The 22257-nt window shown below is 47.6% G+C and carries 24 protein-coding genes and 1 riboswitch; of the genes, 11 read left to right on the forward strand and 13 right to left on the reverse strand.

What is annotated here, in order from left to right:
• Positions 1 to 150 precede the first annotated feature (150 nt).
• The 8 genes from P22_RS14455 to P22_RS14490 all read left to right on the forward strand — a co-directional run bounded on the left by P22_RS14455 (position 151) and on the right by P22_RS14490 (position 10155).
• Entirely contained in the window at positions 151 to 1386 is a 1236-nt protein-coding gene (locus P22_RS14455; protein WP_054260942.1) for a hydantoinase/carbamoylase family amidase, read from the forward strand.
• A 147-nt stretch (positions 1387 to 1533) separates the two neighbouring features.
• On the forward strand, positions 1534 to 2760 hold the full coding sequence (locus P22_RS14460) for a PucR family transcriptional regulator (protein ID WP_054260943.1): 1227 nt from the start codon (positions 1534 to 1536) through the stop codon (positions 2758 to 2760).
• Between the two features lie 137 nt (positions 2761 to 2897).
• Positions 2898 to 3140, forward strand: a complete 243-nt coding sequence (locus tag P22_RS14465; protein WP_054260944.1) for a DUF3310 domain-containing protein — start codon at positions 2898 to 2900, stop codon at positions 3138 to 3140.
• A gap of 98 nt (positions 3141 to 3238) precedes the next feature.
• The gene (locus P22_RS14470; protein ID WP_054260945.1) at positions 3239 to 4444 is read left to right on the forward strand and encodes a PucR family transcriptional regulator; all 1206 of its coding nucleotides are present in this window, start codon (positions 3239 to 3241) and stop codon (positions 4442 to 4444) included.
• Positions 4445 to 4593: 149 nt separating this feature from the next.
• On the forward strand, positions 4594 to 5991 hold the full coding sequence (locus P22_RS14475; protein WP_054260946.1) for an aminotransferase family protein: 1398 nt from the start codon (positions 4594 to 4596) through the stop codon (positions 5989 to 5991).
• A gap of 341 nt (positions 5992 to 6332) precedes the next feature.
• A riboswitch (cyclic di-GMP riboswitch) is annotated at positions 6333 to 6418 on the forward strand.
• 193 nt (positions 6419 to 6611) lie between these two features.
• Complete coding sequence (locus P22_RS14480; protein WP_054260947.1) at positions 6612 to 8579, forward strand: methyl-accepting chemotaxis protein; 1968 nt, start codon at positions 6612 to 6614, stop codon at positions 8577 to 8579.
• Between the two features lie 116 nt (positions 8580 to 8695).
• Positions 8696 to 9676, forward strand: coding sequence for an RraA family protein (locus P22_RS14485; RefSeq protein WP_069972830.1), 981 nt, complete (start codon positions 8696 to 8698; stop codon positions 9674 to 9676).
• 20 nt (positions 9677 to 9696) lie between these two features.
• Positions 9697 to 10155 (forward strand): DUF441 domain-containing protein, encoded by a 459-nt coding sequence (locus tag P22_RS14490; RefSeq protein ID WP_054260948.1) that lies wholly within the window; start codon positions 9697 to 9699, stop codon positions 10153 to 10155.
• A gap of 205 nt (positions 10156 to 10360) precedes the next feature.
• On the opposite strand, the gene P22_RS14495 is transcribed toward P22_RS14490, so the two are convergent.
• The 7 genes from P22_RS14495 to P22_RS14525 all read right to left on the reverse strand — a co-directional run bounded on the left by P22_RS14495 (position 10361) and on the right by P22_RS14525 (position 16936).
• Positions 10361 to 10621 carry a small, acid-soluble spore protein, alpha/beta type gene (locus P22_RS14495; RefSeq protein ID WP_054260949.1) on the reverse strand — a complete coding sequence of 87 codons (261 nt, stop codon included), beginning with the start codon at positions 10619 to 10621 and terminating at the stop codon, positions 10361 to 10363.
• A 113-nt stretch (positions 10622 to 10734) separates the two neighbouring features.
• Positions 10735 to 11874: a YibE/F family protein gene (locus tag P22_RS14500; RefSeq protein WP_054260950.1), complete on the reverse strand. Its 1140-nt coding sequence runs from the start codon at positions 11872 to 11874 to the stop codon at positions 10735 to 10737.
• Positions 11875 to 11941: 67 nt separating this feature from the next.
• On the reverse strand, positions 11942 to 13450 hold the full coding sequence (locus P22_RS14505; RefSeq protein ID WP_054260951.1) for a purple acid phosphatase family protein: 1509 nt from the start codon (positions 13448 to 13450) through the stop codon (positions 11942 to 11944).
• Positions 13451 to 13715: 265 nt separating this feature from the next.
• Positions 13716 to 14882, reverse strand: coding sequence for an 8-amino-7-oxononanoate synthase (gene bioF / locus P22_RS14510; RefSeq protein ID WP_054260952.1), 1167 nt, complete (start codon positions 14880 to 14882; stop codon positions 13716 to 13718).
• Positions 14866 to 15651, reverse strand: a complete 786-nt coding sequence (locus tag P22_RS14515) for a 6-carboxyhexanoate--CoA ligase (protein WP_054260953.1) — start codon at positions 15649 to 15651, stop codon at positions 14866 to 14868. Before P22_RS14515 ends, bioF begins: the two co-directional genes overlap by 17 nt.
• A gap of 6 nt (positions 15652 to 15657) precedes the next feature.
• The gene (locus P22_RS14520) at positions 15658 to 16155 is read right to left on the reverse strand and encodes a hypothetical protein (RefSeq protein WP_235814664.1); all 498 of its coding nucleotides are present in this window, start codon (positions 16153 to 16155) and stop codon (positions 15658 to 15660) included.
• 331 nt (positions 16156 to 16486) lie between these two features.
• Positions 16487 to 16936: a methylglyoxal synthase gene (locus P22_RS14525; RefSeq protein ID WP_054260954.1), complete on the reverse strand. Its 450-nt coding sequence runs from the start codon at positions 16934 to 16936 to the stop codon at positions 16487 to 16489.
• Between the two features lie 275 nt (positions 16937 to 17211).
• On the opposite strand from P22_RS14525, the gene P22_RS20940 reads away from it, so the two are divergent.
• The 3 genes from P22_RS20940 to P22_RS14530 are packed head-to-tail and all read left to right on the forward strand — an operon-like array spanning position 17212 to position 18621.
• Positions 17212 to 17373 (forward strand): hypothetical protein, encoded by a 162-nt coding sequence (locus P22_RS20940; protein WP_172675852.1) that lies wholly within the window; start codon positions 17212 to 17214, stop codon positions 17371 to 17373.
• The gene (locus P22_RS20620; RefSeq protein ID WP_156318979.1) at positions 17360 to 17533 is read left to right on the forward strand and encodes a hypothetical protein; all 174 of its coding nucleotides are present in this window, start codon (positions 17360 to 17362) and stop codon (positions 17531 to 17533) included. Before P22_RS20940 ends, P22_RS20620 begins: the two co-directional genes overlap by 14 nt.
• 23 nt (positions 17534 to 17556) lie before the next feature.
• The gene (locus P22_RS14530) at positions 17557 to 18621 is read left to right on the forward strand and encodes a putative bifunctional diguanylate cyclase/phosphodiesterase (protein ID WP_054260955.1); all 1065 of its coding nucleotides are present in this window, start codon (positions 17557 to 17559) and stop codon (positions 18619 to 18621) included.
• Positions 18622 to 18666: 45 nt separating this feature from the next.
• Here the strand turns inward: P22_RS14530 and P22_RS14535 are convergent, their stop codons facing one another.
• From P22_RS14535 to P22_RS14555, 6 genes are all read right to left on the reverse strand, one after another.
• The gene (locus P22_RS14535) at positions 18667 to 19002 is read right to left on the reverse strand and encodes a hypothetical protein (RefSeq protein WP_054260956.1); all 336 of its coding nucleotides are present in this window, start codon (positions 19000 to 19002) and stop codon (positions 18667 to 18669) included.
• 89 nt (positions 19003 to 19091) lie between these two features.
• Positions 19092 to 19268: a hypothetical protein gene (locus tag P22_RS20625; protein ID WP_156318980.1), complete on the reverse strand. Its 177-nt coding sequence runs from the start codon at positions 19266 to 19268 to the stop codon at positions 19092 to 19094.
• Positions 19269 to 19493: 225 nt separating this feature from the next.
• Positions 19494 to 20255: a class I SAM-dependent methyltransferase gene (locus tag P22_RS14540; protein WP_054260957.1), complete on the reverse strand. Its 762-nt coding sequence runs from the start codon at positions 20253 to 20255 to the stop codon at positions 19494 to 19496.
• 235 nt (positions 20256 to 20490) lie between these two features.
• Positions 20491 to 20757, reverse strand: a complete 267-nt coding sequence (locus P22_RS14545) for a 4Fe-4S dicluster domain-containing protein (RefSeq protein WP_054260958.1) — start codon at positions 20755 to 20757, stop codon at positions 20491 to 20493.
• Positions 20750 to 21484 carry a 2-oxoacid:acceptor oxidoreductase family protein gene (locus tag P22_RS14550; RefSeq protein WP_054260959.1) on the reverse strand — a complete coding sequence of 245 codons (735 nt, stop codon included), beginning with the start codon at positions 21482 to 21484 and terminating at the stop codon, positions 20750 to 20752. The genes P22_RS14545 and P22_RS14550 overlap by 8 nt, the downstream gene beginning before the upstream one ends.
• Positions 21468 to 22256, reverse strand: a complete 789-nt coding sequence (locus P22_RS14555; RefSeq protein ID WP_054260960.1) for a thiamine pyrophosphate-dependent enzyme — start codon at positions 22254 to 22256, stop codon at positions 21468 to 21470. The genes P22_RS14550 and P22_RS14555 overlap by 17 nt, the downstream gene beginning before the upstream one ends.
• Position 22257: the final 1 nt, after the last annotated feature.

Genomic DNA, 22257 nt, shown 5'->3' on the forward strand with positions numbered 1-22257 from the left:
AATAGTGGCCCCTATTTCAAAAAATGTTAACGAAGTATGTCACAAAAATCACCGTGAGGGAGCGTTTCGGATATTTTAAATAAGCCCTAAAGGGAGTGAATTAGTTTTTAGCAAAAGAGTCAGCGAATTTCTAATAGGAGCGGGGTTCTAATGGATTTTGATGTAAACCAGGCAGCAAAAACAGTTGTCAGCGAATTGAGGGAACTGGCGCAACTAACATCGAATGAAGACGGGGCGCAGCGTGTAGCCTGGACACCGATCTGGGATCGGGCTGTAGAATGGTTCAAAGGAAAAACGAAGGCGGAAGGCGCGGACATATCCATGGATGCGGCCCATAATGTATGGGCAAAAATCACGGGAGAACGGGAAGAAGCGATTGTAATCGGCAGTCATTTAGACAGTGTTCCCAATGGCGGCTGGCTGGATGGAGCGCTGGGTGTTGTGGCCGGTATGGGGATTCTGAGACGCTATGGCAAGCACGGTGTGAAGCCTAAATATACTATTTATGTAGTGAACTGGGCCGATGAGGAAGGTGCCCGCTTTGGGTACAGTTGTACCGGTTCATCGGCAGTGAGTGGAGCGATGGATGTCCAAACCATCGAAAATCTGCGCGATAATGACGGTGTCCGTTTTGCTGATGCTTTGAAGAACTATTGTTTGCAGACGGCGGATTTTCCCAAGGCACACGAAGAATTTTTAGCCAAACCGGTCAAAGCGTATCTGGAATTGCACATCGAACAGGCTCCCTTGCTTGAGAAGCAGCGTAAAGCGGCTGCCTGTGTGTACGGTATTACGGGGTGCCGGCGTCAATATATAACCTTTAAGGGACAGCCAGCCCATTCCGGTTCGCCGATTACCATGCGCCAGGATGCATTTTTGGCTGCGGCACAGGCTTCACTGGGATTCCGGGGGCTTGGTCTAAAGTATGATGCCTATTGTACGGTAGGAAAGGTTGAGGTTTGGCCCAATGTTGTGACCATAGTCCCGGGAAGTTGCCGTATCTCGCTGGATCAGCGATCCATCGATCCGGCGGTGTTAAATACACTGGTGGAACAAGCCCGGGCAGTAGCCCAAAAAGCAGCGGCAGAGCATGGGGTTCAAGTATCCTTCGAATCCGTGTGGAAAAATCCGCCGACTATTTTCCCGGATAAGCTGGTGGCGCTCTGCCGGGAGGCAGTAGCAGAGGAAACGGGCGAACAAACCAGTATGGTTTCAGGGCCGCTGCATGATGCGGCGGAAATTTCCAAACTTGTACCGGCAGTGATGATGTTCGCCATGTCTTCGCAAGGATTATCCCATTGCAAAGAAGAAAATACACCGGATAGAGAATTAGAAACCGCAATCCGAGCCTTTTTCCGTTTAGCCGACAAAGCAATGCAAGCTTGAAAAAAGCCCTGGCCGAAATGGTTGAAAAACCAGTTGGAGTCAGGGCTTTTATTATTCAGAATGTCAATTATTCTTTAAAGAGTTACAACTATGATATAATGTCAAGTAATAATGTGTGGTTTTCTGCATGTTGGGAGGCCGGAGAATATGTTTTACCCGGATATAATGAAAATTCCCCAATTGAAAGACCTTGTCTTGTTAGGAGGAAAACAGGGCGTCCATCGTCCCATTCGCTGGTTATACTTTGCCGATTGCATTGAGTGCCTGGATGATTCTGAAAATCTGGGAGACTGGATCCATGGCGGCGAACTCATTATCGTCACCCATAACAGCATTACGCAAAATACGAATAAGTTAAAGCAATTCATGTATGCGGCCAATGAAAAGAATGCGGCAGGATTTATTATCCACGTGGGACGGATCGCTCCGGAAATTATACAGACGGCGGACGAGCTTTCGCTGCCTTTGTTTGAACTTTCACTATCCATCAAGTTAGTGGACCTATCACAGATTATTTGTAAAAAGTTAATTGAAGAAGAGTCGAAAGAAAATACGTTGGACAGGATCTTTACGGATCTTCTGTACAAGGATTCCAAAAATAACAGAGATCTTCTGTATCAAGCGCAATATTATGGAATCGACTTGCAAAAGCCGTTTTGCATAGCTATGTTCACCATGCTGTTTTCCGAAAATCAATGGCCGGAAGAAAAGCAAATGAGTATATATAGAACAAATTTACAGAAATTCATTCAATATGAATTTTATAATTTAGGCCTGCCTAATGTATTAACCTTATGGCAAAATGACAGTATTGCCGTACTGATTCCCCTGCACAAAATTAAGGCTGATCTTATGCCCGTGCTAAAGCGCATTCAAGCACACTTTTGGCAATTCTATAGTATAAACTTTAGCGTAGGCATCAGTCATTCGTATCATTCCGCAGAAGGGCTGAAAGTCGCCTTTGATGAAGCGGCCAAGGCAGTGCATATCGCCAGGACGATAAAAATAAACGACGATGTCGTGTTTTATAAAGATATGGGGATTTACTCCATTTTAGCGGATGTAGAGAATGTAACATTGCTGGAGGCGTACTATCAATCCTGGCTGAAACCGTTGATGGACTGGGATGCGCTGCAGGGCAAAGATTTATGTAATACCCTTGAAATGTACTTAACCTGCAATTGCAAGGTAACGGAAACAGCCAACGCGCTGTTTGTACATCGTAATACGCTGCGGTACCGGCTGGATAAAATAGAAAGTATTCTGGGGCGGTCTTTAGATGATCTTTCTTTCTGCATGGAGCTGCAATTTGCCTTTAAAGTAAAACGCTATTGGGAAATGACCAAACCGAACTCGATACAATCCCTGCTATAACAGGCGCTGTGATTTATATTTAGAAGTTGGAAAGACGGGTATATTTGTACCAGCGGCTCCGCTGTGAAGTTGCTGCGCAGCAGCGTAGAACGTTTAAGCATACCGGATCAATAAAAGTGTAAAGGAGGAGATGCAAAATGAATGACGGGACGGCAAAGACACAAACCCATTACCAACAGGCCGAGGTTCAGTTTATAGAGATAGCACAGATGTATTTGACACCGGAAGAGTTTAAAGGGTTTTTAAAGGGGAATATAGTAAAGTACGCCTTACGGGCCAATTTTAAGGGCCAGGAACAAACCGATATCAATAAAATGAACCAATATGCTGACTGGCTGGTACAGGCATTGCGCGGTGAAACGATAGACCCGCGCAAATAAGAAAAAAACAAGGTGTTAACAGACGGGGGCGGGCTGGATAGTTAGGAATGGCGCTATGCGACATATTTTTCGTATGCCGGGAGTGAGGAGGCATGATTATGCGGGTGAAGGATTTGCTGCGGCTGCCTGCAGTAAACCGTTTTAAACTCATTGCGGGCCGGGCCGGTCTGGAGAATCCGGTCTACTGGGTCCATATCAGCGATTTGCCGGATGCGGCCCAGTGGCTGCAAAGGGGAGAGTTGTTGTTTATCACCGGCATGGGGCTTAAAAACGGGAATGAAGATATGCAGGTCCTGATACGGGATGCGGCCATGAAAAAACTGAGCGGCCTGGTTATTAACATCGGCCCCTATATCCGGGAAATACCGCAAGAGGTCATCCAACTGGCCGATGCGCTGTCCTTTCCTGTTTTTACACTGCCCTGGCAGATTAAGCTGGCTGGTGTTACAAAAGATATTTGTGCTTACATTGTGGAACGTCAAATGGAAGAAAAATCCATTCGGGAAGTGTTTGAACATGTTTTATACGGCGATACACAGAATCTGGACATACCGGTTACCCGGGCAGCTTATTACGGATATGACTTAACGCGTCCTCAACAGGTGTTATTGATCCGTTTTGAAGAAGCGGCAGTCTACTGGGATGGTGCCGGTTTGAAGAATGAAGAAAACATTAATGCCGTAAAATTAAATATCCAAAGAATGATTGATAAGGTGCTGGCAGCTTACGACAAGAAAGTTTTTTTTGATATTCGCCTGGATTCTGTTGTTATGGTGCTGCCTGGAGAGGACAGTCCTGCGGGACAGCAGACAACCGACCGGATTGCCCGTGCTTTGCAGGCCGGACTTCAACAATCGGTTCCCGGGATGGTGGTTTGCATCGGGGTAGGCGCGGTCCGGGAAACTCCCCGGCAGATCAGGCAGAGTCTGGAGCAGGCCAAGTTTGCTCTGGAACTGGCCAGGGTCCTTCCGGCAGAGGAGCATATCTACTGGTATAGCCGAATGGGCCTGTATAAGCTGCTGTTTAAGATGGACAGGAAGGAACTGGAGGACTATTGTGACGAAGTTTTATCCGGCTTGATCAATCATGACCGGCAGCACGAGGGAGAATTACTCGTGACTCTGGAAAAGGTGCTGGAAACAGGAGAAAGTCTGGATACCATTGCGCACGCCTTATTTGTGCACCGGAATACACTCAAAAACAGGATAAGAAAGATTGAAACCATTACAGGCTGTAAATTGAATCAGCCTAAGGACCAGGTAAAGCTGGAGCTTGCCCTGCTGGCCAGGAAGTTCCTTAATTAGTTATTGTCACTTTGCACAATAAAACCTGCTATTTATGTCCTGCCGGGACATAGACAACAGGTTTATATTCTGGTACAGTGTTGACAAGAACAGGTAATGGCAATGGAGCTATGCAAAGTAGCTCCATTTATTTTTTAGGGGGGAATGTTATGTCTTATTTTCATGGTGAAAATGATTTACGGGCTGAGGAGGTGGAAGCATTACTGAAGGCGCAGCAGGAATATGCATGGCTGCATTTGACCAATCACTCATTGCTGGAGAATCAGGAACCGCAGATCATGGTGGAAGGACAGGGTTGCTATATTAAAGATGCACGAGGGAAGGAATATCTGGACATGCTGTCCGGCGGAGTATGGTGCGTTAATGTCGGCTACGGCAGGGAAACGCTGGTGGAAGCCGCGGCCCGGCAGTTGAGAACACTGCCTTACTATGCCGGTAGTGTTGCGAATCCGCCTTATATCCGGCTGGCGGAAAAAATGGCTTCGTTATTGCCGGCCATGCCCCGGCTGTATGTGTCCAACAGCGGTTCCGAAGCCAATGAAAAAACCTTTAAGATGGCCAGGCTGTATTTCCGGATAAAGTATCCTCATGCCGCAAAATACAAAATTATTTACCGGGACCGTGATTATCATGGCAGCACGCTTGCCGTGCTCAGCGCCGGTGGCCAGGAGGAAAGAAAAAACGGATTTGGGCCGCTCCTGGAGGGCTTTGTGAAAATTCCGCACGCTTGCTGCTACCGGTGTCAGTTCAACAAGGAATATCCCGGCTGCGGTATGGAATGTGCATATGCGCTGGAAGAGGTTATCAAAAAAGAAGGAGCGGACAGTGTGGCCGCGGTCATTCTTGAGCCGATCACCGCCGGAGGCGGCATTATTCCGCCTGTACCCGAATATTTCCCGATCATCCAAAAGATTTGCCGGCAGTATGAAGTATTGTTAATTCTGGATGAAGTGGTGAATGGATTTGGCCGGACCGGCAAAATGTTCGGCTACCAGCACTACGATGTCGACCCGGATATGATCAGTATGGCCAAGGGGCTTGCCAGTTCGTATATGCCGCTGGCCGGTACTGCCGCTAAAACGTATATTTTTGATCAATTTCTGGCCGCTCCGGAGGACTATTTCGGTTATTTCCGGGACATCAGCACCTATGGCGGCTGTGCGGCAGCCTGCAGTACGGCCCTTGAAAATATCCGTATTATCGAAGAGGAAGAGTTGGTAGAGAACAGCGCGGTTGTGGGGCGTTACCTCATGGAAGAGTTAAGCCAGTTCAAAAATCACCCGCTGGTGGGGGATATCCGCGGCAAGGGCTTGCTTGTCGGCCTGGAGCTGGTAGAGGACAAGAAAACGAAAGCGCCGGTTCAGGAAAGCATTATGGCCGGTATTGTAGGAGACGTGAAAAATCAGGGATATTTGATTGGCCGCATGGGGCGCAGTGTCCCCGGTTACAACAATGTGCTGACGCTGGCACCGGCGTTGATTATTACGAAAGAGCAGGTGGATGAGGTTGTCAACGCTCTGGGCAATGCGTTAACCAGGCTGAAGTAACTGTAATGTATCCTGGTATAAGAAGAGGCAGCAGCGAGTAACAAAAAATGAATACCCGCTCAGCATAGTTCCGGATGATCTTAACGGTCATCCGGATGTTTATTTTTCAGAACATCCCTGGTAATACAGTCAGTCCCTTTTCGTGCCAGTGCCGTGTTCCTGATATGAGGGATACCGCTTAAGTATTGACATCGAAATCAGGTAGAATTATAATTGATAATGATAATCAATCACATGGTGCTTTGCAGCTTTTGCGGTTCGGCAGTGAGAAGACAAAGAACAATGAATTTTGATCTTTTTAGAGAGTTATTGTGGTAATCATATTAGATTAAGTTATTCAAATACATATTTGGCAAACTTATTGAAAAATAAGGACGCAAAGCTATGGGTCTAAAGACTGTACGTCAATGATTGCCAGGTTGCCCTCGAAATAGGTACTAACGTCCGGGCATTTGTCCGGTTTTTTTGTTTGAGCAGGCAGAATACTTTTTGGTTGTAAAATGAAGAAGGACATGGCTTGTACCTGGGTTCATGAGATTGGTGCAAGTTGAGTCTTTTCTAATTTTGGGACATATGTACATAGCTGTAGTCATTATTCTTAACGTTTAGGAGAGTGAAACATGTCAATTAAAACCAAAGTAGTTGTGTTATTATTAATTTCCTTATGCTTGACCGGACTTATAGTTAGTGGATCTGGTTTATTGGTTCTTTATAGTAAAAATTTTAATAACACACAAGAAAACATGAACGGCCAGGCGGCCCAGCTTGCCGGTGAAGTCAGTGAATTATTTGCTTCCTTTACCAGAAGCGGGGAGTTCTATGCTAATGATCCCGATTTGAAGTCGGGGGATGCCGCCCGTATACAAGAGAAAATTGATACTTATTTTGCCGCTACATGGGGGGCTGACCACCTGGTTTTTCTTAATTCTTCGGGAATCCGTGTCGCTACAGCTCCTTACGAAGCCAAAGCGATTGGGGTCAGTATAGCCGACCGTAAGTTTTTCAAGGATACCATGAATGATCAAAAGTCTCATATTAGCGATGTGATTCTGAATAGAGCAACAGGGGTTCCTTCGGTCGTCGTTACCCAGCCTGTCAAAACGGAAGACGGAAAAATGGCGGGGATGGTCGTTCAGTCTGTTGATTTGAAAACTTTACAGGATTTTCTGTCGCAGATCAGAGTGGGAACAGACGGCGTGGTTGCCATCGTTGCGCGGGATGGTTCCGTGGTAGCCCATTCTAATAGCGATATGCTGCATGGAGGGAACAAAGTGGCCGAGGAACTTTTACATACTTTGGAAGAAAATCCCGGACGCCTTCTTGCCTATGTAGATTTGGCCGGGAGAGATTCTCTAGCCGTGTCATTGCCGATCCGGAATACCGATTGGCAGGTGATTCTAAGTCTGCCAATGAGTGAATTTAAAAGCACTTTTTATGAAAGCCTGAAATCCATGCTTATTGCTCTTTTCATAGGGCTGGTTGTTGTCGGTTTTATTGCCTGGCTATTTCTTATTCGACTTTTGCGTCCTATGGGGCAAATGGTTCAGCAGGTTGCCAGGATTGGCAACGGTGATTTGACAGTAGCTATGCAATCCGCAACCCAGGATGAAATTGGTATTCTGGCCCGGGCAATAGCAAGCTCAATCGGGAATTTTCGTAATATGATTATCGAAGTGCAGGAGGCCAGCAAACTGGTTTCAGCTTCTTCGGAAGAACTTACAGCCAATACGGATCAATTGACGCAGACTGCCAATCAAATTGCCGAAGTAATAGCAGAAGTAGCCAGTGGGACAACTAACCAAATGCAGGCTGTAGACAATGCCATGGATGTTGTGGAGCGAATGTCTGCAGGCCTTCAGCAAATTACAGCAAATACCGAAAGTGTTTCGGCCATGGCCGGAAAGACATCGGATACGGCCCAGGAAGGTGGTAGAAGTATTCAGGAGGTAAACAATCAGATGGCTAACATCGAAATGTCCGTCACGAATTCGGCGCAGATGGTGGACAAGCTCGGCAGGCGATCGAAGGAAATCGGACAAATTGTTGAAACCATAGCAGGCTTGGCCGGGCAGACCAATTTGCTGGCTTTAAATGCGGCGATTGAAGCTGCGCGGGCAGGCGAACAGGGGCGTGGTTTTGCTGTAGTGGCAGAAGAGGTAAAAAAACTTGCCGAACAGTCCCAGTCGGCGGCAGAAGAAATTGCCAATCTGATCAGGGAAACTCAGGAAGATACCGACAAAGCCGTAACGGCCATGGATGAAGGGGTAAGTGAAGTTAAAAAAGGCAGTGAAGTGGTTCATATAGCAGGACAAGCCTTCCAGGAAATTGGAGGACTTGTAAAACAGGTTTCAGAGCAAATTGCGGATATATCCTCAGCGATTGAGCAAATTTCTGATGATAGCCAGCACTTTGTTGGTTCAATAAAAGACATAGCCTTGGTAAGTAAGACGGTGACCAGCCAAAGTCAAACCGTTTCTGCAGCTACCGAAGAACAAGCCGCATCGCTACATGGGATTGCCTCGTCCGTTGCCGACCTGGCCAAAATGGCGGGAGATCTTCAAAGGATTGTATCCCAATTTAGGATTTAGACAGTACTAGCTGCGTTTAGCAGACATTGTTTTCTTGTTAGAAGTAACACGGTTATTTGATAAATCATGGAGTGTATCCCGGAATAAATTCATGGGGATAAACAGGAGGATGGATTATGTCAAATGTAGGATTACGTATTTATTTAGAATTTAATCGGCCACCCAGAGCCTTAGTTGAAGGATTTGCCGGGATACCGGTAGCCAATATAGCCGATAACATGAATCGCATGTCGTGCATGGATGCCAGAATTCGCCCCATAAATGAGACAGCGTTACTAGGACCGGCTTTTACTGTCAGGTCACGTCCCGGCGATAATCTTATGCTTAATAAGGCACTTGACCTGGCACAGCCTGGCGATATTGTGGTGGTAGATGTACAGGGCGATTTGACCCATTCCGTTATGGGAGAACTAATGGCGCTGTGGGGCAGGAAGAGGGGAATCGGCGGTTTTATTATTGATGGCGCTATTCGGGATGTTGGGGCACTAAAGACAATGGATATACCTATTTATGCGGCAGGGGTCACACCGGCTGGTCCTTACAAAGACGGACCCGGAGAAATCAATGTCCCGGTCGTTTGCGGCGGTGTAGCCGTTCATCCGGGAGATATACTGGTTGGTGATGAAGACGGAGTTGTTGTCATTAACCCGTTTGATGCTGAGGGTTTATTAGAAAAATCCAGAGCGACATTGCGTAAAGAAGACGCGATTCTGAATGATATTGACAACATGACCTGGGACCGGACATGGATTGAGCGAATCCTTAAGGAACGCGGTGTTGCTGTTTTACAGGAAAACCGGAGTTTTTCCCGTGCCGATATTTATGAACCGGTAACGGTTGTTCTGGAGGGAAGAGCGTCCACGCAGCCGGCGACGGCAATCAATATCAGCAATGGAGGAATCATATTGCAAGTGGAGCAGCCTTTGGAAAATGACCAGTTGATCCGGTTAACCCTGCCGCGAAAATTAGGCAATGTCGAGATAAAGGCCAAAGTCATCTGGCAGCAGGGAAATAACTATGGTTGCAAATTTGTAGATATGTCCAGCGACGTACAGGCAATATTGGATTCCGTTGCCTATTATTGCCGGAAAAATTAGATTCATAGGTGGTGGGTTGCATGAGTTGGGATAGTATCCCTATATTAATTATCCTGGTATTGGCAGCTATCGGCAATAATCATACGGTAACTATCGCTGCGGTAGTATTATTATTGATACAAAAACTAGGGCTGGTCAATTGCTTTTCTTTCATTGATAATTATGGAATGAACGCCGGTATTATCATTCTGACAATAGCTGTTTTAAGTCCGGTGGCACAAGGTCGGATAGCAAGTAATGAAATAGCGGGCTTATTTAAAGCTCCTGTTGGTATTGTAGCCATTATCATTGGAATTTTGGTAGCCTGGATTGCCGGCCAGGGCGTATTTTTTATGAAAGAATCACCGGAAATTACCACAGCCTTGATTGTCGGCACAATAATCGGTGTCTGCTTCTTCCGGGGATTACCGGTAGGCCCGTTGATTGCGGGCGGTATGGTTGCACTTGTGGTTAATCTACTTGGCCTGGTAAAACGTTGAATCCTTAAGCTTCGGGTATTTCCCGCTGACTGCGGACGCTGATGAAAACCTGGGATGACAGGAACGATGAATTTGTGCCGGGAAAGGTTGGAAGCATCAGGGCAATAGTGAAAGTATGTAAAATACCGTGATACGCTTTAATTAGAGCGTATCACGGTATTTATGTTTCCTAATGTCGGTCGTCGCCGTACTGGTTTCCCTATCCCTAAACGGTATGGTCCGTACGCCCTGACGCCTTAGCTTCAACTGCCTCCTTTTGAGCGTTTTCGGCCATAGAAGCTTCTGCCATTTCTATCATGCGCTTTACTTTTTCGCCGCCAATTTTACCACCGATTTTGCCGACTTGCTGTGTGGTAAGGTCTTCGTTATGACCCTGGTCGAGCGGTATGCCCAGTTGCCGTGCCACTTCATGCTTGTCGGGCAGTGAGTTGTTCAGTTCTTCCATAGTATCGAGCCGTTCTTTCATATGCTCAAACCTCCCTTTTCATACTATCCTTCTCTTTGGTATTGTTTCCGGATCGCTAAAGCAATAATCCTATTTATTTTTGCTATTTGCAGAACACAAAAAGGAGGATTTGATTAATGCCATTTAGGAATAATCATGGAGGAAAGGAACGAGACCAGCGGCACGGTCAAAATGATGCCGATCGTTCCGGAGATGCCCTGCATGATTTCAATGCCAATATTGTAGGAATTAATCAATTGCAGGTAGGGCAGGTCATAGGAATAATTCAGCATGAGCAAGCCAAGAGAACTGCCGGTAAAGGCCAGTATGAGCGTGTTGCACATAGTGCCCATTGTATCCCGGCCGATCGTCATGCCCGAAGCGAATAATTCGGCAACCGTCGCATCCGGTTTTTTATCATAAATTTCGTTGACGGCTGAGGCAATAGACATCGAAATATCCATGACTGCTCCCAAAGCCGATATTAAGATGCCGGCAAAAAGCAGTTCGCCGATACGCACGGGCGTGTTTTGCGCCAGAAATAACAGGTTTTCAATTTCTCCTACATTATAGCCGTTGATACCGGCGCAGAGACCGAACAGCCAGGCGGAAATACCGGCAATGAGCACACCGCCCAGTGAGCCGGTTACGGCGCAAACGGTTTTGCCCGTCCAGCCGCCGATAAGGTAGAGGGTAACAAACGTAGTGATAAAGGAAACCGTAATGGCTGACAAAAATGGCGAAATTCCCCGGTAGATCATCGGAAGCAGCAGATAAAAAATGCAGACAAAAGTAAAAATAAGCCCTAAAGCCGATTTAATTCCGCTCTTGCCGCCGATTAGCGCAAGCAGCAGCAAAAAGATGAGCAAAAAGCCAAATACGACCCATTCCCGGTCACGACTGTACACTGTCGTGACGGAGGCGTCGCCGTTTACGCTGCTGATGGTGATGACACTCATGCCCGGGCGGCAGGCTGTTCCAAACAGCATGCCGTCCGGGCTGACAGCGTCGACTATTTTACCTTTATTAGGGCCGGTAGCCATCTGCAAACGGACTTGCTGATTGCCATAGCGGTTGCCGTCTTCCGCCAAATTATCCGTGACGATTTCAACAACCGTTGCCTTTTCAAAAGTCCTACCCGCGGTATTGACCAGTGAGACCTTTTCTGTCGTATGATTAAACCAGTGCAAAAACAAAGCAAGAACAATGGTCAGCAAACAGACCATGGTCTTAGTAAAAAGTTCCTTTTTGCCGATTCTTGAAATAGCTTGCATAGTTCCTCCCCTAATTATAGACAGTACAAACAGGTTTGTAGCCTGCCTGTACTGTCTGGTAATCATTTCAGTTGCGGGTTCCCGTTTTTATAATCTTATATGGAGTTGATCCGGCAAGTATTTCTCCCGTTGTTGCATCGAAGGTTGTGACTGAAAAACTGTTATTGTCAATGGCGATTACGGCATAAGACGGTGTCCAGGTCTGGCTTCTTTCCGCAATATAATTTTGCTGAACAGCAATCAAATTGTAGAATTTACTGCCTGTAGCCGAATTGGCTTCCAGATAAACGGTACCCTTAGGGTTGGTGATGGTTCCGCCGACCTGAGAACTTACAATGTGATAAGCGTTGTTTGCGGCAAGGTAGGGGGCTTTTTCGGCCGGAGAAGAGCTTGCTTTGACCGGTGAGGAACTAAAAACAGGATGGTTTTTACCATCGCCAGTCAACTGATAGGTCCTGGAATAGGTATGATCATGACCCTGCAGCACAACATCAACAGCATATTTGTCGAATAAAGGCGTAAGCTGTGTCCTTAGCACGATGCCGTCCGAGTCTGAATGGTCATAACCGGAACCATAAATGTCCTGATGGAACATCACGATCCGCCATTTTTTGTCGCCGTGCAGCTGAATTGCTTTTTTCATGACATTTTCATGAGTCTGACAGTTATAGTTATTGGTATCAAGCACAATAAATAATGCGTTGCCGTAAGTATAATAATAATCGGTGCCGGCGGCTGTCCGGCCGAGAGTATAGATGGATTCGGCGCCATCAAATGTATTGGGATTGTTAAAATGGTTGGAGTAGTTGTTAAATTTGGAATCATGGTTGCCGATCAGTGTAGATAATGGAATACTGCGTAAGATCGACGGATTTAGAAATCCTGCGTATTCATATTCCTGATTTTCGCCATTGGCGGTATCGTTAATCTGATCGCCGACCGATATGATGAAGCTAAGGTCCGGATTTTTTTTCACGGCCATTTGTAAGGTTTTATTCCAGTTAAAAGAATCATTTCTGGCCGCGATTAATTTGGCCATTGTTTCTCCTTCGGAGGAAATTTGTCCGTTGGATGCGCCAATCTGGGGATCACCGACATACAGTGCCTTAAAAGACGAAAAACTGTGCGTGCGGTATTGCGCAGGCGCGCTTTCCCGGCCATTGCTAATGTAAGTATAGTAGTATGTAGTGTTTTCTTTTAATTTATCGACAGTTACTTTGTTAGCGTAATATTGAATGCCGTTTTGCTGTTTTATTTTTTCTTGGGTGCCGGTGAATGTTTTGGCGTTTTTCATATTGGGGGAAGTGGATAATTTAATGACGGGAACCTCGCTGGTATGGGAGTACCAGCCAAAATTGAGTTCAGAGGGATTCCGGCCGACATTAAGCGCAATTTTTTCGTAATCCTTTTGCACCGTTTCCCATTCCTGTTTCCACGCAGTCCATTCCGCGCGGGGCGTCGCCGCCGGGGAGGAGGCATCGTTCCAATGCTCGGTGGCTGCAAAGACAGTAAAACCGAGACAGGCAATCATTGCCGTTGCCAGAGTGCAGCGGGCAATTTTTTTACTGACTTTCATCGACAATCATCTCCGTTTACAATTATTGGATTTATATGCAGTTGTCATACTCATTATAGAACAATGAAAATAGGAATTTTCTTATTTGCGGTATATTTAACCTAAATTAACCGTAATTTAACATAGGAAAACAGAAAATGATTGTTTTTGGCCGGACGCCAAAAATCCAACCGCCACTGAGGGTATAACGATAGTATTCATTAAAAAAACAGGAAGTTTTCCAGCCGGTGCCAGGGAACTTCCTGTTTTGAAATAGAGGCTGTTATTACAAAATGCCTAGCTGCCGGGCGGCTGCGGCTATCTTGTCGGCTGCCGTTGCCAGCTGGCGCCTGTCATGTCCTGCGGTTACGGTAAGCCGCAGGCGGCTGGTGCCCGCAGGCACTGTCGGCGGACGGATGGCGCTAACCATAATCCCCTGTTCTTTAAGCTCGTCTGCCAGTTTCAGAGTATGTTCCTCCCCACCGACGATCACCGCTATGATGGGTGTTATGCCTTCCGGTATATTCAGTCCGTTAGCCTTAAGCCTTGCTCTCAGGTATTGCGCGTTTTCGCCGAGTCGTTCAACCATGTCCGGATGGGCGGACAACTCGCGTAAGGCGGCCAGCGCCGCGGCCGTGGTTGCCGGAGACAGGGCGGTGGAAAAGATAAAACTGCGCGCTTTGTTTCTTAAATAATCAATTAAATCCGTGGAGCCGGCAACAAAGCCGCCTTCTGCCGCCAGAGCCTTGCTTAATGTACCCATTTGAACCTGCACTTTGCGGCTTACGCCAAAAAAAGCCGCCGTACCTTTACCGGCAGATCCAAGCACCCCGGTTGCATGGGCATCGTCCACAATCACGATGGCGTTATGTTGCCCAGCTAAATCGGTAAGCTTGTCAAGCGGGGCGATGTCTCCGTCCATGCTGAAAACCCCGTCTGTCACAATCAGCTTTTTCCCCTGGCAGGAGGTATTTGCCAGTAATTGACCTAAATGATCCATATCGTTATGCCGATATACTACGACGCGGGCCCGGGATAGGCGGCAGCCATCAATGATACTGGCGTGATTGAGTTCGTCGCTGAAAATTGCATCATGGTTGTCGGCTAAAGCGCTGATAATACCAAGGTTAGCCATGTAGCCGGTATTGAAGACAAGGGCCGCTTCGGTTCCCTTGAATGCAGCTAATTCCTGCTCCAGCTGTGCAAAGAGCGGATGGCTTCCTGTCGTCAGCCTGGCGCCGCCCGCACCGGTACCGTATGCAGCAATTGCTGCCATTGCCGCTTTTTGCACGGACGGATGATGAGTCAGGCTTAAATAATTGTTGGAAGCCAGTAATAAGTACTTTTGACTGTTTTGTTCTACTTCCAGCGGATTTATCGGATTAAGCGCGGCTGCCTGCCTGTACAGCCGGCGGCTTTTCATTTGCGCTAAAGCATCAGTCAGAAAATGCATCGGAGCTGCCTTCGCTTTCCGCCACTTGTACAAGTACCGGCTGATTTTCCAGATAGGCTGTAATTTCATCTACAGCGGCATTGGGCGCAACAAAGAAAATCCGTCCGCCTACTTCGCTGCCGAAGGGTTTAAGATGGGTAATCCGGGTATAGCCGGCCGGTGAAGCAACGTAGCCCGTTATATATTCCGGATCGTCGGACCAGCAGAGTTCGGCCCTGATGCCGGGAGCCGAGCTCACTTTAGAAGCTAATACCAACGCTTCTTTAATGTGGATATTTTGGTAACCCTGGCGGCTGAGCCAATGGTGGTAGGCCTGTTCATCTTCAACATCCATACGTGATACGCGGACACCGCGCTCTCCGGTTTTATCCAGCCTTTTGCCGGTAGCGGCACAGACCAGCATAGCGCCGCGCAGACTATGAGTCAGACCTGTTAACAGTTCCAGTCCTTTGGCGGCAGCCTGCCTGGTAACGCCGGCCTGTATGAGCTTTTCCCGGGCGGCTGCCCGGCCTGCCGCGATATGATCCACAGCCACCGTCTGTATTGCCAGGCATTTGATTTTACGAATAGCAGAACAGGCTACCGCCTCCACGGTAATATTGATAAAGTCAGCTTCACCACGGCTATGGGTTAATGCCCGTTCCAGCATATAAGCGGCAAGCGTACTCAAACATTCTTTTTTTACAAGGCGTTCTGCACCGGAAATATGTTTGCCGCCGACTTCATGGGCACCGCCCTGAGCGGCTCGCATTCTAACGCTGAAAAGCATACTGTATCACTCTTTTCTTTCTTTTATTCTGGAAAGTAACCCTGTCAGCGGCCAAGCCGTTGCCGCGGTAAAGAGCATTCCGGGCAAAGCCGCCATTACCAGCGGCCAGGCTGCTTGGTCAAGGATGTACCCTAAGACCAGCCGGGCGGCCAGGGAGCCGAGCGGACCCGCCGCCACAACCGCCGGCAGGGAGCGGCCGGCAACAAGTATCACCAGTCCGGCAACTACCCGAAATACGATAGCAATACCCACATGGATTACCGATTGTGTACCTAGTACCAGGCCGGCCAAACTGGCGAGCATCCCGGCAGTCAGATATTTGGTAAAACCAAATACAGCGCAGATGGCTACAGCCAGCGGCGCCGATAGCTGAAACTCGGTCCCGGGTATTAGGCCGGGCAGTTTAAAGGTTCCGGTAATCGCGATAAAAGCGGCCAGCAGGCCGACTTCCGTGATCCATTGTACTCTGCTTTGCGGAACCATGCGAAGCGGTAAGTTCAACATCCACCCTCCTTGTTTGTTAACTATTATGTAATTTTTGGTTAACAAATTAATTATATAGGATTTAGGGCAACTGTAGCAAGGGTTAATAAGAAAGGGCAGGAGAAATGTACAACCGCCATACCGCTTTTTAGGAAGGTAATGTCAGGAAACTCAAGCGGGTATTTATAACCGGCTTGAAAAAACACGAAGATAAAACTAAAAACAGTGTTAGTCCCTCTGGCTAACACTGTTTTTTCTATCGTTTTATGTAAGTCTCATTCTTTAAGAAGGGAAAGGCTGAGTGAAATAAGTCGGGTACTGGCCCTGTTTTTAACGTAACCGCATAGGACTTTTAAAAAGTTCTCTTTTTAAGCTGGGAAAAGTCCAGTACATTTCGTTCATACTCTTCTTCCATGAGTGACGAAGTTAAAAAGAAGTCTGCCGAGGATTGATTCATGGCCACGGGCACATCATATAAAACTGCGATACGCAACAAAGCCTTGACATCGGGATCATGAGGCTGAGCCGCCAAGGGGTCCCAGAAAAAAACCATGAAATTTACTTCATTAGCAACAATACAGGCGCCGATTTGCTGATCGCCGCCGAGCGGGCCGCTTTGATACGCCTTGACCGAAAGTCCGGTGTGTTGAGATATCATTGCCGACGTAGTTCCCGTACCACAAAGAAAATGATTGCTTAATAGTTGCTTCCGTTTCATGGCCCAGCTGACCAGATCCTGTTTTCTGTTATCATGCGCGATTAAGGCAATGCGCTTTTGTTTTTCCAGTTTGAATTGGCTCATTTGTTCTCTCTCCCCGGCTTTTTATTTTCCCTAGGCTTAAAGCTAAACGCAAGGTAACTATAAGGAATTATCTTGATTATAGTATAGATGGACAAATTTGTGAATAATGTAAAGACTCAAATAAAGCGTATTTCTCATTACTCCGGCTAGAGCTAAAAAGCCTCTTCTCGGCGCGGGTGTTTTACTTTTTTATTGACTAGGCTGCAAAATAAGTAGGATAATAGATAAAAATGCTAATAACACATTCACCGTAAACGGATCGTAAAGGCGTAACTATGGTACTGCGGACGGAGCCCGTCGATGATTGCCAGGCTGCCATCGCCGGTGATACCTGGTATAGCCTGTTTTTTATGATAAGAAGCTGCTGGAAAAGCGATATTGTCAGCACTGACCTGGTCGTGACGGTGAGAGGAGCCCTTGGACATGCACCTGATTAGTACTAAAAAGTTTGCCGGCAATTTATCTTTGCTAAAATATGTTATCCTTCTTTTTGGCGCGTTTCTTTTATGTTTTATCTGGGGAGGGCTTTTGCATAAAGTAGAAAGCGAACGGGCGATAGAAATCAATAGTGCTGTACGGCCGGGCAGCGTATCGTAGCTACGGCCGGCAGCGGCGCATTTGTGGCGCGTATCGGCGGTGATGAATTTGTCGTGATTCTGCCCGGGACAAGTGGACGGACGGAAATTGCCGGCATAGCGGACAACATTGTCCGGGAGCTGGGTATCAGCTATGATGTGTGGGAAGAAAGTTTTTCCATGTCGGCGAGTATTGGCATAGCTGTTTACCCTGCAGATGGCAATACTGCTGAAGAAATATTAAAAAACGCCGATAATGCCATGTATGCTGCGAAAAGAAAGGATAAGAACGGCTGGTGCTTTTACGAAGCCTTTATGCAGTCGGAAGCGCTGGAAAAAACGGTACTGAGAAACAGCCTGCGTTATGCGGTCGAACGGAAAGAACTCTCACTGGCATATCAGCCGCAGGCTGCCGCTAAGGGAGCAGCCGTCGTCGGCTTCGAAGCCCTGCTGCGCTGGGACAGTCCGGAGCACGGCCCGGTATCACCCGGCTGTTTTATTCCCGTAGCCGAGCAAAGCGGACTGATTCAGCCTATGGGGGCCTGGGTGCTGAAGGAGGCCTGTGCATTTGCCAGGCGATTGGCGGATCATGGTTATGAAGATATTTATATAGCCGTTAATGTATCCGCAAAACAGATAGCAGCCGATGATTTTGTTGGGGTTGTCCGCGGCGCTCTGGCTGAAGCCGGCATCAAGCCGGGTCAGATCGAGTTGGAAATTACCGAAAGCTTTCTGATGAGCTCCATGGAAGATGCAAAGCGCAAGTTTGGCGAGCTGCGTGCTACCGGGATCCGTTTGGCGCTGGATGACTTCGGGACCGGGTTTTCATCCTTAACCTATTTATGGAATTTGCCGGTCACCAAGCTGAAAATTGATAAATCGTTTATTGACATTATCATGCACGATACCGCCAAGACGAATATAGTGAGCACCATTATTAAAATGGCCCACGATTTTAACATGGTTGTCGTGGCGGAAGGGGTGGAAACTGAGCAGCAATATACCTACCTGACCGAAAACTCCTGTGACCTGATCCAGGGGTATTATATCAGCAGGCCGGTTGATGAGACGGAAGCAATCCGGTTGCTGCATAAGGGGAAGGATACCTAAAAGGGTATCAGCCGGACAGGGGGAAGCTTTCCCGGCAGCCGGGCCTCAGCTTTTTTCCGCAACGGTTAATTCTTCCTGAATGAAAGCACTGAATTCCTGGCGTATGCGGTTTTGATCTTGCAGCCCCTGCCGGTAGGCAATTTCGGCCGCAAGCCCGGACTCGAAGGCGGTGAAGGTTTCATAATCCATAACCAGATCAAGCAGTTCCGGGTGCTGCGCTTTCAGCTCCCAGGCGAGATTCATGAGCTGTGTCAGCGTGGCGCGGACGTCCGATACGGCTTTGCCGTACTTTGCATCCGCAGTGCCGGCTGTGAGCAGGATGTCGTTCACCCTGTCAAAAACATACTGATCAAACGCCTGGGTTAAGATATTTTTTAACATATGTATACCCCCTATACTTAAGCTGCGGCACGGCAAAGAACATGGCCGCCAGCTTGTTTACAGGGGAAATTAAAAAGCGCATGCGAGGGTTACCCTACACATGCGCTTTGCTTCGTCTTCTGCACAATCCCCAATAGCCGGTCAGCCGGGAACGATCCGGCAAGCCGGTACGGCATCTCTTCTGCCGGCAAAGACAAATTGAGGAGGGGTTGAATCAGCTGCTGCATCAAGCCGCACCAACAGCCGCATCCTGGCGGCAGTGCCATTATACAGAGCCTGCCGCTTGTGCTGGGCAGGAAGGACGTTGTATAATAAACATGTCGTCCGTGGACAGCCTGGCTGTTACGTGTAGGTGCTCGTACACCTTGCGCGTGCCTGCAAGTGCTCCTACACTTTCAGGTCACGGCGACTTTTTAATTTCCACCTATTTCTAATTATAGCCTGTTTTTAGTGAATTGCAAGGTACGGCAGGCCTTGCGGGAAAAAATTTTTCACTGACAGTTAATTGTTTCACTGCGAGAAGGAGCAGAGGAAACCGCCCGGGGCCGGTTCTGTTCCGGTTTATTGCCGGCCTTGGTTATCAGTGCCAGATCATGGTACTTATTGAGCCGCCCCCAGCGCTTGATTCCAAACTGTTCCTCGAAGTTGATCCTTTCCACGGACCATTGACCGTTTTCAAATACATGCAAACTTTTCGGGTTATAATAAATAACCTTCACCGGTTTTTCTCCCGTAGCGTCAGACAGCTTTTGGGCAAATTCGGCTACCTTTTCCTGCTTGAAGGGATTGTAAAAATAGAATAGGGTACCATCCGGCGGGAGATTGGCGACTGCGTCGCCCGGGATTATTTTCACGTTAGGATGGCCGGCAAACTGGCGGGCGGTAGCAGAAGCTATTTGAGGCTCAATTTCCAGGCCGATGATTTGATTCGGCAGTCTTTGGCTCAGCCAGTAATTGATGACCCGCCCTTTACCGCAGCCTACATCGACAAGAATATCATCCGGTTTAATATTCACGGTACTAAACAGCATCGGCATTACGCTGTAGTCGGTGTGGTAGACTTCATTGGCTCCTAACTGTTGATAGTTGCTTGCCTGGTTGCCATGCAAAACCCGGCCGCTATATTTTATATCCAGATAGGTATCGCGCAAATAGGACGCCAAGGCATCGGCACAGACCAGCGTGACATATTTCAAGGTCTGGCTGCAGCCTTCTTCTTTTATTCTGGCATTTAGGCGATTCAGCAGATTCAATCCACATCACCTCCGATAATTCTCTTACCTTATTTGTTCCCCATTGCCGCAGGAATGTTACTGTAAGTTTCTGGCGGTCATTCAACGTAGATAAAGACAGCTTTCGATCGGAAAGCTGTCTTTATCTACGCCTTTTTCCTATATTGTTCTATACTAATCAAAATCAATTCGGTCCAATGCACTCCGCATTCCGATAAACCAATTAGCATCGCAGCGAATAAACGGAAATCAACGTTTAGAGAGGTTTTTTTTCAATGCGAATGGCACAATCGGGGCAGACCATTTGGCACATGCCGCAAACGATACAGCCCTCCATTCTTGGCTGAACTCTTGGCGTACCGTAAACGCCGAGTTCCTTTGACCAATGAATGACTTTGGTAGGGCACTTATAGATACAAAGTCCACAGCCTTTACAGAGCCCGGGAAACCCAAGCCATATTCCCCGGGGATTGTCATAGCGGACAACGTTCCAGTTTGTTTTTTTTTCTTCCGGTTTATCCATTTGTCTCTCCTTTAAAAAGAGTGCTCATGAGTTCATAGCCTCGTATTAGCGCTTTATTGTTTAGTTCCCGCAGGCTGCCGTTTTTCTTATATTTCGCTGCCAGCTTATTTTCCAATGCTTGTTCTATCGCTGCCAGCGGTACTATGTTTATGGCGGCAGCCACTACGCCCAGGATCATAATATTGAACACTCGCGGGGTCAGTTCATTTTTGGCAATGTCATTAGCCGGGAAGGACAGGATATGTTTCACGTTACGCGGTATTTTCTTTTCGCTAACTTCATTGCGGTGATAGAAATTACAGCTTCGGTTATCACCCAGGTCTTCTTCGCCGACTTTTACTTCTTCCCGGCTGATCGGGCAGGGAGGAGTGCTTTCAAAATATTGGATTCCGATAATTTCATCGTTTACTTGGGCCGGTTCGATCAGGGAGTTATCGTAAATATAGACGGTATCTTTGCCGGCGTGGTGCCTGGTGCGGGACAGAGCTCTTGAACTTAGTGCGATCAAAAAATCGGCTAGCTCAAACTTGGGTGCGCCTATTTTTTTACCGCTGTCTGTAATCTGCAAATAAGCCATGGAGATGCCGCCGCGCTGCTCAACTCCGAAGTTGGGAATATACAGTGCTTCTTTTTGACTGTGATTAGCGGCTTCTGCCAATATTTCGGCAATGGATTGTATCCCCTGGCCGCCTTCGCCGGCAAGCAGTATCTTAATGATGTCCTGCATGGGAGCCCTCCTCAGTGACGGGGACTTTGATTTCGCCGATTTTAAAATACGACCCCATCTCTTTCTCAAGAAAATTCCAGGTTTCTTCGGCGTTCGTTTTCCAGTTCGTCGGGCAGGAAGACAGTGCCTCAATGAAAGATATACCGCGGCCGGATAGTTGGTTTTCCAGTCCCTTGCGGATGAATTTAGTCAACTGCTTGATATTTGACATGGTCCCTCTGGCGATATAGGCACCTTCCTGGCTAATGGCCGCAACGGTTTCGGGGCCGAGGAAGGGAGGACCTGATAATTCAACATTCTTTCCATCGGGACTTGTCTCGGTAATTTGCTCCGGCAGCGTAGTCGGGGCCATTTGACCACCCGTCATAGCATAGTTGGCGTTGTTGACCAGTATAATGGTAATCTTTTCATTGCGTAATGCGGCATTGACTAGATGCTGGCTTCCAATGGCGTAGCCGCCACCGTCACCCATATAAGCAATTCCTACAATTTCAGGTGTGGCCCGCTTAGCGCCGGCAATGAAAGGGGTTGTTCTTCCATGATGAGTTTGGATACAATTGGTATTGAAGAAATTCCAGCTTAACAGCGAACAGCCGATATCACAGCCGTAAACCACTTTGTCGGCTATCTGTAATTCATCTATGGCCTGTCCCAGGCATTTAAGGACGATGCCATGGCCACAGCCGGGACAGAAATTGTGCGGTTTGGTAGTTGTCAGCCAGGAGCGGGGAAAAGCTGGTTGGAATCTTCCTTCTACTAGTAGATCTTGCATT

Source organism: Propionispora sp. 2/2-37 (assembly GCF_001298735.1).
GTDB lineage: Bacteria > Bacillota > Negativicutes > Propionisporales > Propionisporaceae > Propionispora.